The 14,465-nt window shown below is 58.5% G+C and carries 11 protein-coding genes, 2 tRNA genes and 1 other RNA gene; 7 read left to right on the forward strand and 7 right to left on the reverse strand.

All coding sequences use genetic code 11. The annotated features are described in order from the left end of the window. The 3 genes from HMPREF2842_RS05290 to HMPREF2842_RS05300 form a co-directional block, all read right to left on the reverse strand. Window positions 1-2,789, reverse strand: a 2,789-nt coding sequence (locus HMPREF2842_RS05290) for a siroheme synthase (protein ID WP_246823193.1), incomplete at its 3' end; no start/stop codon positions are given. A 539-nt stretch (window positions 2,790-3,328) separates the two neighbouring features. Further along, the gene (locus HMPREF2842_RS05295; protein ID WP_070643155.1) at window positions 3,329-4,399 is read right to left on the reverse strand and encodes an S-layer homology domain-containing protein; all 1,071 of its coding nucleotides are present in this window, start codon (window positions 4,397-4,399) and stop codon (window positions 3,329-3,331) included. Window positions 4,400-4,775: 376 nt separating this feature from the next. Further along, window positions 4,776-5,567 (reverse strand): YaaA family protein, encoded by a 792-nt coding sequence (locus HMPREF2842_RS05300; RefSeq protein WP_070643159.1) that lies wholly within the window; start codon window positions 5,565-5,567, stop codon window positions 4,776-4,778. A gap of 172 nt (window positions 5,568-5,739) precedes the next feature. Between HMPREF2842_RS05300 and rnpB the strand changes: the two genes are divergently transcribed. Further along, window positions 5,740-6,145, forward strand: an RNA gene (gene rnpB, locus HMPREF2842_RS05305) — RNase P RNA component class A. A 156-nt stretch (window positions 6,146-6,301) separates the two neighbouring features. Here the strand turns inward: rnpB and def are convergent. The 3 genes from def to orn form a co-directional block, all read right to left on the reverse strand. Continuing rightward, window positions 6,302-6,874, reverse strand: a complete 573-nt coding sequence (def, locus tag HMPREF2842_RS05310; protein ID WP_049334074.1) for a peptide deformylase — start codon at window positions 6,872-6,874, stop codon at window positions 6,302-6,304. 132 nt (window positions 6,875-7,006) lie between these two features. Further along, window positions 7,007-7,079: transfer RNA gene (locus HMPREF2842_RS05315), tRNA-His, on the reverse strand. 106 nt (window positions 7,080-7,185) lie between these two features. Next, window positions 7,186-7,872: an oligoribonuclease gene (orn, locus tag HMPREF2842_RS05320; RefSeq protein WP_070629598.1), complete on the reverse strand. Its 687-nt coding sequence runs from the start codon at window positions 7,870-7,872 to the stop codon at window positions 7,186-7,188. 238 nt (window positions 7,873-8,110) lie between these two features. On the opposite strand from orn, the gene mptB reads away from it, so the two are divergent. Together mptB and HMPREF2842_RS05330 are read left to right on the forward strand one after the other, a co-directional pair. Then, entirely contained in the window at window positions 8,111-9,784 is a 1,674-nt protein-coding gene (gene mptB, locus HMPREF2842_RS05325; RefSeq protein ID WP_070634369.1) for a polyprenol phosphomannose-dependent alpha 1,6 mannosyltransferase MptB, read from the forward strand. Window positions 9,785-9,891: 107 nt separating this feature from the next. After that, window positions 9,892-9,967, forward strand: a tRNA-Arg gene (locus tag HMPREF2842_RS05330). 95 nt (window positions 9,968-10,062) lie between these two features. On the opposite strand, the gene HMPREF2842_RS05335 is transcribed toward HMPREF2842_RS05330, so the two are convergent. Beyond that, window positions 10,063-10,962 carry an HNH endonuclease family protein gene (locus HMPREF2842_RS05335; protein WP_005506268.1) on the reverse strand — a complete coding sequence of 300 codons (900 nt, stop codon included), beginning with the start codon at window positions 10,960-10,962 and terminating at the stop codon, window positions 10,063-10,065. Between the two features lie 346 nt (window positions 10,963-11,308). Here HMPREF2842_RS05335 and HMPREF2842_RS05340 point away from each other — a divergent pair, with 346 nt between their 5' ends. The 4 genes from HMPREF2842_RS05340 to HMPREF2842_RS05355 all read left to right on the forward strand — a co-directional run bounded on the left by HMPREF2842_RS05340 (window position 11,309) and on the right by HMPREF2842_RS05355 (window position 14,454). Then, window positions 11,309-11,725: a single-stranded DNA-binding protein gene (locus HMPREF2842_RS05340; RefSeq protein ID WP_246823195.1), complete on the forward strand. Its 417-nt coding sequence runs from the start codon at window positions 11,309-11,311 to the stop codon at window positions 11,723-11,725. A gap of 337 nt (window positions 11,726-12,062) precedes the next feature. Next, on the forward strand, window positions 12,063-12,410 hold the full coding sequence (gene rplS, locus HMPREF2842_RS05345; protein ID WP_005507488.1) for a 50S ribosomal protein L19: 348 nt from the start codon (window positions 12,063-12,065) through the stop codon (window positions 12,408-12,410). A 220-nt stretch (window positions 12,411-12,630) separates the two neighbouring features. Continuing rightward, on the forward strand, window positions 12,631-13,617 hold the full coding sequence (gene lepB, locus HMPREF2842_RS05350) for a signal peptidase I (protein ID WP_070643161.1): 987 nt from the start codon (window positions 12,631-12,633) through the stop codon (window positions 13,615-13,617). 15 nt (window positions 13,618-13,632) lie between these two features. Beyond that, window positions 13,633-14,454 (forward strand): ribonuclease HII, encoded by an 822-nt coding sequence (locus tag HMPREF2842_RS05355; protein WP_070643507.1) that lies wholly within the window; start codon window positions 13,633-13,635, stop codon window positions 14,452-14,454. Window positions 14,455-14,465 lie beyond the last annotated feature (11 nt).

Here is a 14,465-nt window from a genome sequence, read left to right on the forward strand (position 1 = left end):
GCCCAAATGTACGCGGCGTAGTCCGGGTCGCTTGTTGCCACATCCGCGTACGGGCTAAAAGCAGGCAGCTCAACCTTCGGGGAACCCGCCAGACGGTACAGCGACACCGTCACATCGTGGCGCGTCATACCGCTATGCCAGGACATCGGCGAAGGATTAGGCAAAATATCACGATCAGCAAACCACTGCTCAGCCGCCTGCAACTCATCCTCACGCGTCAGCTTCAGAGGAATATCCTCGACAGCAAGCTGCTCCACCGACTCGCCGGCACCATCCTTACCGGGGGTGACCTTCTCCAAGACCAGACGATAAGTGCCCGAATAGCTCAGCGGCTGATCAATCGTCAGATTCAGCTCCACCCTGCCATCCTTGATGAGGTCAGCCGGAATCGCCTGCTGGAACACCGTCTGACCGGTCAAACGCCCCTGCTCATCAACATGCTGCACCGAGAGGCGGTACGATCCTTCACCCGGTGCAGAGAGCCCGGTAGTGCGCGCCGTAAACAAGTTCGTCCGCGCGTACGGGTTCAGCCCCACCGACCCAAGGTGCAGCGTGGGCCCCGCAGAGTCCTGCTCGGGAGAATGCACCGGAAGGAACTCCGCAACATCATTCAGCATAGAACCCGGAGAATCTTCCATGCCGGGGTAAGGCAACCCGTTCCCATACATACCAATAAAGTAGAGCTTGCCCGGCTTCAACGTACCCGCAGGAATCTTCAGCTCCGCACTGAAATAGTTATTGCGGAACCACCTGGTGTTAACCCCGTAGTACGTGTAGTCATCCCGCTGAGTGAACACAGGCTCACCCACCATCTTTCCCGTTGCAGGGTCAGCCTCATAGATAGCGATGACCGGCCAATCATTACCAACCATTTCACTAGCCTGGGAGAGGATATGGCGTCCCTCAACCCGCAGCGTCGTATCCTTCCACGGGTTATCGATAGCGGACTGACTGAAGGTGTAGGTTCCACGGGTCGGCTGCGCTTCCTGAACCACATCAATATGGGCGCGGGCATACAAACGGTTCGACCTACTCGAAGGTTCCGGCTCAAATTCATCCGACGGGTAGTACGTCATCACCACATCGAAGAGCTCACCGTCGGCAGCCTCAACGTACTGCGGGGGAACCTTAAACGTGTAGGTGAGGCTACCGTCCGGGTTCTCCCGCACCTGATGCTTCAAATCCTTGAGCATTCCGCCGTACTCGTCGAGAGGCTCATAACTATTGTGCTCCGCATACACGTACACCGACCCGCGCTCCACCAGAGCCAGCTCGTAGAAAGTGTACTTCTTACGGAACTCGGGGCTCAACGGGGAAGTCGTCACCGACACCGTACCGCCCTGAGAAATATTGAGGGTTCCCGAATCGACCTTCAACTTAACATTCGCCGGGTTCTCCCAATCAACAGCATCAGCGGCAGGAGGGACCATCGGAAGCTGCGCGCTCACCGTGAACTTATGGCTACCGTACGAATACTGAGAGTCCGAGAACACCACACGCACTTCAGCCATCGAACCGCGAGAAGAAGGCCTATTGTAGGAATCACCGTGAACCTTATACTCAACCTCCACGGTCAGAGTGCCGTCAGCATTGCGGGTTACCAGCTCGTCACGCTTATAGTATTGACCCGCTACATCATTCCTCGCAAAATATCCCTGCTCACCAGAGGTAGCGTTATAAATCGACACAGAGTCAAGGTAGTACCCCAGGTCAACCTCGGGGGAAATATTAGAAATAGTTACCTTATAGATGCGGTCCTGACCGGGATCAAAATCCTGCGCATCAACAGATACCTTCGGCAGGGTATTCCTGAACGAATTATCCTGATACGCCATGCGCGCAGGGTTATTGCCCACCGGAACGAAGGGGAACTTACGCGTCAGCTTATTCCACCCGTGGGTTTCTACACCGGAAACACCCAGGGAATATCCCTTACCGGACTTCAGAACTCCCGCGGGGATAGTGACCTTCTTCTGGAAATAGCCGTTAGGAATCAGGCCCTTGAAAATGCGCTGATTCTCTTCCGTATCCGGTGCCTTCAGCTCACCAAGCGAAGCCACATTATCGTTCGTGACCTTTCCCTGCTCATCATGCTCGGACAAGGTGAACTTCACGGAGCTGACATCCTGAAAACCGGTACCCGTCAACGTCACCTCAATCGGCTGACCGGAAGCAATCTGCTCCTCAGAAATAGCCGAAACATCATAGGTGATGGAGGGAAGGACAGCCTTCGGGAGGTTGAACTCCACCGGCAGCGCCGTACGGACGCGATCCTCAGTGTTCCACGCGTAAGGGTGCGCATCATCTACAGGGCGGTAGGTGAGAATGATCTCGTATTCCAGGTTTGCCGGTAGGCTATTCGCCGGAACCGTCAGGTCAGCGCTGAAACTGCCGTCAGCAGCCGGTTTCGGGGCGTCAAAGACAAGGCCGCGGTGATCAAGCTTCTGGTAGGGGTTAGCGTAGGTCGAAGAGCCCTTCGGGGCAATCGTGAGGCTACGCAGCTCATGATGCGCCAAGAACTCGGGGCTCAGCCCGGTACCCTCCACGTGCACGGTACCGCCGTGAAGAATGTCGAGGGAACCGCTGGTCACGCGTAGGGTCGGCAGGGGTGCATCCTGCTTATCACCCTGCGCGGGCGCATTCTGTACGGGTGCTGCTTGAAGTGCTGCCTGCTGCTTGCCTGTCTGCTGCGTATCTGCCTGCTGGGCGGGGGAGGCGGGCGCCGCCTGAGCCGCCACCGGCGTCAAAGCCAGCAGCGGAGTCAAGCCCAACGCCAGGGAAACACCCACAACTTTTCGGTGTGTACCATGGGGCGGTTTAAAGAATGAGGACATCATTATCCAATCTGAATTTTCTGCATGAAAGAGGGCGAATGAGAAAAGAAGTTGAGAGGATAAATGAGTGACAGTCCACCGCACCGAACTCGCCCCGAATCCATATCGTAGAGGAGCCGTAGCGGCGGCATGCTGAAGTGCAATTTCAGCCTACCAACCCGCGTCTTAAACAATCAATGAAAACACGAGAAAAACATGCCGATGAGAGTTATAAGACAAAAAATTCAAAAATTACGCCCCGGTTTTAGATAAAGCCCAAACCCCCAAAAGACCACACAATAGAGAGGCAAAAATTGGATACATAACCATCACTAAAAACGGTGCCTAACAGCGTCCGCACTAGAAAACAGGCACACGAAAAGGGGCGGTGAAAGAAAAACTCTCACCGCCCCTTCTATAGGCTATAGGCCACTATCTTCAGCTGCTGTTCGCAGAGGTCAACCCAAGCTAAAACACGCGGGCTCAACCACCCGGTTCAAGGCACCTGCCGAATCTTAGTCATCGATATAGGGGCTGTTGGGGATGGTGTCAAGCATGTCGAGCATTGACAGGACACGAGCCAGCTCCTCGCGGGTAGCAGTCTTGGTCGGACGGAAATCCTTGCTCTTATAGTGATATCTCGTATCGATATTCACCGACGAGTGCAGCCACACCGACTCGGTGTAGAACGGGGCACCCGGCTTCATATCCTGCGGGGTAGTGGGACGGAACCAATAAGAACGACGACCGGGGGTAAGCATAAAGTAACGGTAGAAGAACGCAGCCATCGTAGCGCGGCTAGCCACCGCCTCCGGGTGCATCTTACCGTCAGACCAGCCGGAAGTCAGACCGTTCTGATACGCCCAAATATACGCCGGGTAACGCTCATCCTTCGGGGACAAATCCGGGAAAGGAGAACGCGCAGGAAGCTTCACCTTCGGCGAGCGGGCGCCTCGGTAGATTGCATCCATCAGGTCGCCGCGGGTCACCGCACGCTGAGGGTAGAAGCAACGTTCCTTATCGAGTAGCAGAACCTTTGCCTTACATGACCTGTAGATATCGGGGGCGTACTCGCCATCCATATCAATGTCCACAATGAAAGGTGCCCACGCGAACTCCGTGTCAATCTTGGGGCGAACTTCAAGAGTGCGCAGAATGGTGTACTGCTCACGGCGCGGACGAAGAGACAGGCGAACACCAAAGTCTGCATTCGGGCCACCGGTGATCTCAGGATCAATGACGTGATGCCTAATGTAGACATCATTCTCGATGCGCTTCTTCGGCTCAAGAGAGAAGAAATAGAACTGGGTGAAGCCCTTCTCCTTGGTGTAGTAGCCAACCTCAATGTACGGGGTGTACAGGCCGCTATCAATCACGGCCTGCAGGCCGGTAATCTCGTAGCTGAGGTTGAAGCCGCTAATATCAAACGACGCCTCAGTAATCTTGAACGTCAGCGGAGTGGTCTTAACGTCCAAGGTGGCAGCCTGAGCGCCCTGCTCACCGGCATGGTGTGCGCCCAACGCGCCGGCGACTGTTAGCGCTGCCGCACCCTTAATGAGGGCGCGACGAGAGGAAAAAGTAGACATATCGTTGTCCCATCGATGTGTTTCTGAGTGGTTACTTCTACGCTAGCAAACCAATAACCATTGGGTAAGCCTCTAGTCGTTTGCTATACGTACGTGGCGTGACGTGTTTCCATGTGTGCTGAGTTGAGAATATGAGTGTTTGTGAGTGAAATACCCACCATCAATGGCGAGCCGTTTAATACTATAAACATTTTTACTCGCAAAAAGAAGGCGGATAGTTGGACACTAACCGCCTTCTCTGCTCATCAAAAGCTACCCCTAAAATGTGGGGAAATGTGGTTTTACAAGGGGTAATACAGATTTAAGCCACTAGAAAAATAGTTAAAAAATTTTCAATATGATGCAAAAAATAAGCGGAAACAAATAGTTGGGCAACCTACTGCTCATGCACCAGCAGCGTCAAAACACCCGCCTTACGCGCCGTCGGCAGGGTACACTCCACCGACCAGTCCTCGCTGACCGCTTCCAAAAATTCGGCAATACCAGCCGTAGAGCCATCAATTGGACGAGCCGCCAAACCCGACTGAATCAGGTAGCGTGCAAACAGGCCGCGGTAATGCTTCGCCATGTGCGAGACGACCTTACGCGAACCATCAGCAGCCACACGCTCCACACGAACCGCCAGAGTCTGCGACGGGGGAGTCACCCACGACTTTGCGTAGGCGGCAGAACGGCAATCTAGAATCAGCTGGTCCCTCGCAGTCGCTTCCAGTGTGGTACCCAGCGCACCTTTCCAGAAGGAGGCGAGCGCACCCACCGATCCCAGCTTCACGCCCATCGAGAGGCGGTAGGCGGGGATTGCGTCTTCGGGGCGCAGAATACCCCACAGTGCCGAAGAAATCAGTAGCGACCAGTGCGCGGCATCGCGTTCGGCGGGGGAGAAGCTCGCATAATCCAGCGCCTCAAAGAGCACGCCAGTGTAGGTGCAGATCGCGGGCTGTGCAGGTTCGGTCAGCAGGCGCGTATTGCGTTCCACCTCTGCTTCGAGGGATGCGCCCACCTTGAGCTCCGCGAGAGCATCGGGGCCCGAGCTAACTGCCGCCAACTCCTCCAGGACGCTCTCACGCTCGGCGGTCAGCTCGGGGAACGAGAGGTCAGCGAAGCATACGGGCGCGTTGCCAGCGGGGGCGGGGGTTTTACCTTCGGACGGGGGAAGAAGAATCAGCATCTCTCCAGTGTACCCGCGAGACGCAGGGTAGCTACGAGGCGCAGTGTAGTTGCGAGGTTCCTGCATATGCCCGCGAGGCTGCTAGTGTGCCTCCTCGTACCCCTACGTACCCGCGAAACAAACCCGGGAAATAGCCACCTCCAAGGGTGTGCGTATAATGGGTTGGGTGAAACGGGCCGTCTGGGCAATCGCGAGGCACACGTGTTTCGAGGAAAGTCCGGGCTCCACAGCACAGGATGGTGGATAACATCCACTCGGGGTAACCCGCAGGCCAGTGCCACAGAAAGTAAACCGCCACGGTTCGCCGCGGTAAGGGTGAAAGGGTGGTGTAAGAGACCACCAGCGGGCGCGGTGACGTGCCCGGCTAGGTAAACCCCATTCGGAGCAAGGTCAAACAGAATACGCCATGGTAGGGTAGTGCGCCCGATCCCCGTCAGCTTCCTTCACGGAGGTGGGGTGCGTATTCGGGTAGACTGCTTGAGACGTGCGGCAACGTACGTTCTAGATAGATGATTGCCTCGAAACGCCCCTTCGGGCGGCGTTTTAGACAGAACCCGGCTCATAGGATGACCCGTTTCACGCTACCGTTGGCTGATGGAAAACATCATCGGCTGATGGGAAAACGAAGACCGCGAATGCGCCTTGAGAGTGCATTCGCGGTCTTCGTTTTAAGCTCTGTCTAAGAGTCCTCTGCCGAAAGCTGGAGGGGCTTAGAAACTTGGGTGAGCCAGCGATTAGTGGCCGAACGGGTCCGGATCCACGCCGGGCATCCACGAGTTACCGTCGACGGTCCAGCCTTCCTTCTTCACGACCTTCTTCATCTTGCTGGTCCACTTCTTATTTAGGCGGTTCACGTACAGCTTGCCGTCCAGGTGATCGGTCTCGTGCTGCATGCAGCGTGCGAACCAGCCGGTCGCCTCAAAGTGGACGGGGTTGCCGTGCTCGTCAAGACCGTTCACGGTCACCCACTCGGCGCGCTTGAGGGGGAAGCCGTAACCGGGGAAGGACAGGCAGCCCTCCTCCTCCTCGTACGGGTCCGGGTCAGCGGTAGAAATCTTGCCCAGGGTCAGTACCGGGTTGATGATGCAGCCGCGCGGGGGAACGCCGTCCTCATTCTCCATCTTGTAGGTGAAGATGCGCAGACCCACACCAATCTGCGGTGCCGCCAGGCCCACACCGTTGGATGCGTCCATGGTCTCGTACATGTCAGCCACGAGCTCCTTGAGCTCATCATTAAACTCGGTGACGGGTGCCGCGGGGCGGTGCAGAACGGGGTTGCCGTGAATAACGATGGGGCGAATAGCCACGGAATTATCCTTTGCTTGTGTTGAATGGGAACTGTTGAACGGGAACTTGCCGGGTACACCGTGTGTGGGTGAACCGGATTGAGGGTAAGCGAAAGGGTCGTTACGGATAACCATAACGACCCTTTCCATCGGGGTGATCGACGGGGGTTGAACCCGCGACCTCCTGGACCACAACCAGGCGCTCTGCCAACTGAGCTACGACCACCATGTGCTTCGCTTGGTTTCCCTTGCGATATGCAACGGATACTACTGTACAGGAGATTCAGAAACCTGCCAAGTTGAAAAGCCGTGATGCTCGTTACATGTCGTGCTTACGCCTCGGATGCCTCAGCCGCCTCAGAAGTGGATGCCTCAGCCTCGCGCTCAGCAGCCTCGCGTGCGGCACGCTCAGCCTCCACCTCACGCGCAATCTGCGCCGACGCAATCGCATCCGGGCCCTGCTGCACAAAAATAGCGCGACGGTAATACTTCAACTCATCAATCGAGTCCTTGATATCACCCAGTGCGCGGTGGTTACCGGTCTTCGCCGGGGCGCTGTGACGAGCCGCCGGGTACCAGCGCGACGCCAGTTCCTTAATGGTGGACACGTCAATCACGCGGTAGTGAAGGTGCGCCATGACCTCGGGCATGTAGCGCTCCAAGAAACGCTTATCCATGCCCACCGAGTTGCCGCCCAGCTGCGCCTTGCCCGCCACCGGAACATACTTCTTGATGTAACGAAGCACCTGCTCCTGCGCGTAATCCATCGACACACCGTGCTCAATATCGGGTAGCAGACCCGACGCCTCATGCATCGACCGCACAAAGTCATTCATGTTCTCCAGCGCACCGGCAGGAGACTCATCACCGGGCTTGATGACGAACTCAACGCCAGAACCCAGAATGTTCAAATCGGCATCCGTGACCAGAACGCCCACCTCGACGAGAGCGTCATTCTCCACGTCCAGGCCGGTCATCTCGCAGTCAATCCATACAATACGTTCACTAGAAATACTCACCCTCCCACTCTACCCCCAAATGCCGCCGGCCCGGCGGGCAGCACGTCACAAAAGGGCACAAGATGGTGCAAGACGGCACAGGCGGATGGGCAAACGGCGGCAATGGGGGAGAACTGCACCCCTCTGCGGGCCCTTGAGGAACGTCCACAAGTGCCTTCGCAACAGTGATTCTCGCAAGTGCATCCAAGGGCTCCGGTATGATAAAAACCAGAACGACGATGCAGACAGAAAGGGAGTTATGCGCGCACCAAAGGAGCTAGCACACCGGCTCACCACCCCCGGCGCACACGACGCACCTCTCTCACCCAAACTCTTGGACTACGTCAATAACCACCGTCTGCGCACGGTGATTATCGGCACCATCGGCTCCATCATGGTCACCCTCGGCTCCTACGCCGTCGGCTGGCTCGCCGACAGCTCCAGCTTCTGGCGCTACGACATTATTCGAGCCATCCGATTCGAAGCCGCATGGGTCATCACCGGCATTATCATGCTCGCCCTCGGCGCTATGATCATGTGCCGTGAATGGCTGCGAATCTACCAGAAAATGGGCGACTGGAACGAACCCAACGCCATGCGATGGATGATTGCCGTCACCGCCAGTTGGTCCCTGCCGCAGATTTTCGCGTTCACCATCTACAGCCGCGACATGTTCTCCTACTACGGTCAGGGCATGGTCATGGCGCACGGCCTCAACCCGTACAAGCATGGCGTTTCCGAAATCTCGAACTTCATGCAGAACGGTGCGGACCCCATGTGGGCGGAATCCCCGCCCCCGTACGGACCGGTCTCCCTCAAATTTGAAGAGTGGATTGTGCGCCTGGCGGGGGAGAATATCGACCTCTCCCTCTTCTACTTCCGCCTACTCTCCGTGCTCGCGGTCATCGGCATCCTCTTCTACGTGGCAAAACTCGCCCAGGCGCACGGCTTCAACCAGGTCCGCGCTCTCTGGCAGATTGGCCCGAACCCGCTGTTCATCGCATCGTTCATTGCCAGCGGCCACAACGACTCGCTCATGACCATGTTCATGCTCGGAGGCCTCTACTACGCCAAGCGCTACCGCGACACCTGGTGGGGCGGCCCGCTCGGCGTGACCTTCGTAGCCCTCGGCGTTGCCGTCAAGCCGCTCGCCCTCGTGGTACTGCCCTTCGTGGGTCTGCTCTGGGCTGGTAAGAACGCCTCCTGGCCGCGCAAGTTTATCTTCTGGGCATTCTCCGGCGTGCTGCTGCTCGCCGAAATGGCGCTCATGGGCTGGGTGACCGGACTGGAATTCGGTTGGATTAAGGCACTGTCCACCACCGGCGGCCAGTACATCTGGTACACCCCCTTCGGCCTGGTCATCGGCGCCGCATCCCTGTTCATTCAGGGAGACGCCTTCGAGGTCATCCGCAAGCTCATCGAGACCGTCGGCAAGGGCATCGGCATGCTCGGCGCAGTAGCCATGGCATTCGTTGGACGCGACCGCAACATCGTGCGCCACGCCGGCCTCGCAATCCTGTTCATGCTCCTGTGCAGCCCCATGATTCAGCCCTGGTACCTGCTCTGGGCAATCCCGATGCTTGCCGCAACCGGCCTGCGCTCGCACTTCCAGCTCATGTGGTACTTCATCACCACGCTGTTCTTCATGGCGTATGGTGTGAGCGACCAGCTGAACGTCTCGCCCTACCTGCGCGATTTCAACCAGGACATGGGCCGACTCATCGCGACCGTCATCTGCTTGGGATACATCATCTACCTGGTCGCCCTCGACCCGGCAACCCGCCGCCTGGTGTACGTGAGCCTGCACCCCACGCAGATTCGCCGCACCACTATCCGCCTGTGGTGGCAGCTGTTCCCCGGCGCATCAAGCCGCCGTGCACGCCGCCGCGAGGTGAAGAAGGCAGAACGGGAAGCCGCCAAGGTAGGCTCCTAGCGCGAACTCATAGTTCGCCAGCCTGGCTGGGTAGCTCAGTGGAACAGCCCCCCGCGTGAGATGTGCTGTGCATGAGAAGCATAAATTCTCATGTACCCTAGAGGAAGGCCTCAGTAGCTCAGAGGATAGAGCAGGAGCCTTCTAATCTCTTGGTCGGGGGTTCGATTCCCTCCTGGGGCGCCACATGTAAAAACCGCCCCGCACCCTAAACTCAGGGTGCGGGGCGGTTTTCTTTATGCTTTTTGCGTGCGTGCCGGGAAGCTACTTCTTGGTCGGGGCTACTTCTTAGTGGGGTTCGTGTCCTTGCAAGAGTTGAGGACGCGCTCCATAACCTTCTTCTCATCCGCGGTGACCCACAGCATGTACTTCGCCTTCACGTGCACCTGGCGTGCCACGTAGGTGCAGCGGTAGGCGGTGTTGCTCGGCAGCCAGTCGGCGGCGTCCGCATCGGACTTCTGCTGGTTTGCCGGGCCGTCTGCAGCGAGCAGGTTCTCCGGGTCGTTCGCCAGCTGACGGCGCTGCTCTGCGGTCAAATCCTGCGCGCCGGTCTGCCATGCGTTCGACAGAGCCACCACGTGGTCAATCTGCACAGCCGAGGAGGTCTTCTTGCCGCGCTTGAACTCGATGGTCTTGCCGGTGTACGGGTCATCCAGAGTACCGCTGATGACGGTGCATGCGTGGGTCCTGACCTTGAAACGAACATTGGTCAGGTCGCGGCGCAGAATGTCGTCGCGAGTGTTGCACTTGTTGCCGTCAACGTCATCCCAGGCGGGACCGAACTGATCACGAGAGTAGCCGGCCTTCGACGCGCGTTCCTTCACCTGCAGGGACGCCAGCTCGCTCTTCGCGGTTGCCAGATCCGGTGCGAGCGCGGTCGCCGGGTCAACCGCCTTGTACGGGTTCTTGACCTCGGCGAGGGTTTCAGTTTGAACGTTGGTCTCTTCATCATCGGTGGTAGAAGAGGTGCTCTTATCGGTGCCGAGCAGCCCGTCCACGCCGTTCTTACTCACGTAGACCAGACCAATGATCAGCACGATCACGGCAAACACAGCGAGCAGACCGTAAATGAGGCGCTTCTTCTGCGGGTCCATCGAATCGGGCAGCTTGGGCAGGTTGCGCTGTAGCTGCTGAAGTTCCTGCAGGGAGGGCAGGTTGTTGTTCGCGGGCTTTTTGCTCACGGGTTCTCCAAGGCGGGTAGGTGGGATGCGGCTGAGTGCACCGCATCATCAAGGATAGAGCGCGCGGGGCTGAAATAGTGAACTTGAGGGCAAAAATAGCCGCCCCGACGCTGAGATACCTATCACGATGTCGAATGGGGCATAGCCGTCATATTTCTGCAGGGAATGCGTTGCCCGCAGGCGATTTTTGAAAAAACGGGGTGAAAAGTTCAAAAACTCTATCCACAGGCGGCACCCAAAACCGTAAAACGCGAGGTTATCCACAGAAGCGGTAACCGCCGGATGCAGGAGCGGGTCAGCCCTGGCAAGGTGAAGGAACCCACCCACTAGTTTCTAAGGAGAAACCATGAGCGACACCATCCTGATCCGCGGATTCACCGCCTCCGACCCGGCACTGAGCACCCTGCCCAACGGGGTGCCCGTCGTGAACTTTCGCCTCGCCAGCACCCCGCGCTGGCAGGACGCCACCGGCACCTGGAAAGAAGGCACCACCAACTGGTACACCGTGAAAGCCTACCGCCGCCTCGCCCAGAACATTGCCACCTCCATTGAGAAGGGGCAGCCGCTGGTCGTGAGTGGCCGCCAGCGCATTAGCCGCTGGAACCGCGAAGACGGCACGCAGGGCACTACCGTAGAGGTGGATGCCCTCGGCATCGGTCACGACCTGAACTACGGTACGAGCACCTTCGCCCGCACCGTGGAGAAGCGCACGGTCAACGAGGGTTCCGTGCAGGGTGCGCCTCAGCAGGACGCAACGCAGTAGAGTATGCCGCACTCGGGCGCGCCGTTGCAGGAGGCGCCGGGCATGACCGCTCCGGGCGCTCCGGTACAGGACGGCGCATCCCAGAGCGGGGGAGCGCAGAGTGACGAACCCCCCTTCTAAAAGTGCTCCCCGGATGCTTGCATAAACGCGGGCGCATTGGGATAATGGAGCATTGTGTTGACATCGGGCACGCCCCTGCCGCAGGGGGAAGAGCGACCAACGATGTCAACCTTCGGGCACCAATCCTGTCCGAAGCATCAAGTTTTCTGTCCCGCAGTGGGGCAGAGCAATCTGAGTCTATTTGACCTGCGGCAGATGACTCTGGAGATCTACAACTATGCAGACTCTTGACTTCCTCGACAAGAAGTCCCTCCGTGACGACGTCCCCGCATTCGGCCCCGGTGACACCCTGAACGTTCACGTTAAGATCGTTGAAGGTAAGAACCACCGTATCCAGGTCTTCAAGGGCTTCGTCGTTGGCCGCCAGGGTGCAGGCGTTCGCGAGACCTTCACCGTCCGCAAGGTTTCCTTCGGCGTTGGTGTTGAGCGTACCTTCCCCGTTCACTCTCCCTCCATCGAGAAGATCGAGGTTGTGACCCGCGGTGACGTCCGTCGTGCAAAGCTGTACTACATGCGCGACCGCCACGGTAAGGCTGCTCGTATCCGCGAGAAGCGCGAGTTCTAATCTTTATAGATACAGAATTCTGTTGCAAACCGCTCCCCAACCGCATTCCGCGGGAGAGGAGCGGTTTTTGCATATTCTGAGACCCCGCTTTGACCCCGCTTTCTGAGAACCTTGCCGCTCTCAGAAAATAAAAGCCCAAGAGCGCAAACACTCTCGATACAATAGCTAGGTACCGTTTCACTCGAGCTAGGTATCTCTCAAACGAAAGGCTCACTCCAGCATGGCAGACGACAAGAACACTGCGAACACCAGCCCCTTCCCTGAGGGATACCAGCCTCAAAGCCGCCGCGAGCGCCGCGAAATGGAAGAATACTTCGCGCGCCTCGCCGCCGAAAAGGCAGCAGCTGAGAAGACGGCTACCGAGCAGAATGCCGCAGCGAAGAATGCCGAGCGCGAAGAAGCCGCCGATGAGGAGAACACCGCAGACGTGGAAACCACCAAGGACTTCTCCGAAATGACCCCCAAGGAACGCCGCAAGGCAAAGCGCGCCGAACAGGCAGAGCTGACCTACTCCCAGGCGCAGGAAGAAGGCCGCCTCGGCGAATGGCTCTGGGTGCAGGCACGCGAAGGCGGCACCGTCATCCTGTACGCGCTGGTCATCGCATTCCTGGTCAAGACCTTCCTGCTGCGCGGCTTCTACATTCCTTCCGGCTCCATGGAGCAGACCCTGCAGGTCAACGACCGCGTGTTCATTAACGTGGCGGGCTCTTACTTTAGCGAGCCTAAGCGCGGCGACGTCATCGTCTTCAAGGACTCTCAGGGCTGGATTCCTTCCACCCAGAAGACCAGCAGCCCGCTCAAGGACGCCCTGTCCTTCGCGGGTATTCTGCCGGATACTTCCTCGAACTTCCTGGTCAAGCGCGTTATCGGTACTCCCGGTGACGTGGTCGAAAGCGACGGCAACGGTAAAATCAAGGTCAACGGCGTAGAGATTACCGAACCGTACCTGTACCCCGGCAACCCGCCCTCGGAGATGCCCTTCAAGGTGACCGTGCCCGCCGGCAAGTACTTCGTGATGGGCGACCACCGCAGCAACTCCGCCGACTCCCGCTACCACATTAGCGACGGCACCGCGTTCATCTCCAAGGACGACGTGCAGGGTAACGTGTTCGTGGTGGCGTGGCCGCTGAACCACTTCGGTCTGCTGCAGGATCAGAGCTCGGTGTTCTCCTCGATTCCTGAGCCGACCTCCACCCCGAGCGAATAAGCGAGCGTGGGAATGATGGTGAGTGCCCAGAAGAGCGCAACGAAACCCACTCAAGCTAAGCCCGCGAAGACAACCCCGCCCGCCGCCGACCTTGAGTACGAGCAGCAGCTCTTCGCCTCCGGTGCCCGCACAGTTGCCGGAATCGACGAGGTAGGCCGCGGCTCCATGGCGGGCCCGGTCACTGTGGGCGTCGCAATCCTCACCCCGGACGCCACCCTCGAGGTGGGCGGGCTGATCGACTCCAAGGCGCTCTCACCGGCACGCCGCGAATCCATGGTTCCCGAAATCCGCCAGTGGTGCGCCGTGGCGGTCGGGCACGTGGAACCGGCAGATATTGACCGGCTCGGCATGACCCTCTCGCTGAGGCTTGCCGCCCAGCGTGCGCTCGCCGAACTGGCGCGCCGCGGATACCGTGCCGACGCCGCCCTGCTGGACGGTAAGCACGACTGGTTCACCCCTCCGCAGGAGGACCTGTTCAGCGCGCTGGCACCGGACCCGGCGCAGGCACACTACAACGCACTGCTCGCCCAAGCGTGGGAAGGCGTGGACAGTGCGGGTGAGCCCGCGCAGATGCCCGTAACCATGGTCATTAAGGGCGACTACAAGTGCGCCTCCATCGCCGCCGCATCGGTGGTCGCGAAGGTGGAACGTGACGAGCTGATGGCGCAGTTGGATACCCGCTACCCGGGGTACGGCTGGGCAAAGAACAAGGGCTACGGATCCGCCGCCCACCGCGAGGCGATTAGCGTGCAGGGCCCCAGCCCGCAGCATCGCCTATCATGGTCGCTTCCGGCAACCGCCGAGCAGATTGAGGCTGCGGCAGCACAGCGCGGCTAGGGTGCAGGGTA

Source organism: Rothia sp. HMSC069C10, from assembly GCF_001812205.1.
GTDB lineage: Bacteria > Actinomycetota > Actinomycetes > Actinomycetales > Micrococcaceae > Rothia > Rothia mucilaginosa.

Coding starts and splice junctions, on each gene's coding strand:
- HMPREF2842_RS05340 (WP_246823195.1), top strand. CDS start 11,309: ATGAGCGACACCATCCTGATCCGCGGATTCACCGCCTCCGACCCGGCA.
- HMPREF2842_RS05300 (WP_070643159.1), bottom strand. CDS start 5,567: ATGCTGATTCTTCTTCCCCCGTCCGAAGGTAAAACCCCCGCCCCCGCT.
- mptB (WP_070634369.1), top strand. CDS start 8,111: ATGCGCGCACCAAAGGAGCTAGCACACCGGCTCACCACCCCCGGCGCA.
- HMPREF2842_RS05355 (WP_070643507.1), top strand. CDS start 13,633: ATGGTGAGTGCCCAGAAGAGCGCAACGAAACCCACTCAAGCTAAGCCC.
- lepB (WP_070643161.1), top strand. CDS start 12,631: ATGGCAGACGACAAGAACACTGCGAACACCAGCCCCTTCCCTGAGGGA.
- HMPREF2842_RS05295 (WP_070643155.1), bottom strand. CDS start 4,399: ATGTCTACTTTTTCCTCTCGTCGCGCCCTCATTAAGGGTGCGGCAGCG.
- rplS (WP_005507488.1), top strand. CDS start 12,063: ATGCAGACTCTTGACTTCCTCGACAAGAAGTCCCTCCGTGACGACGTC.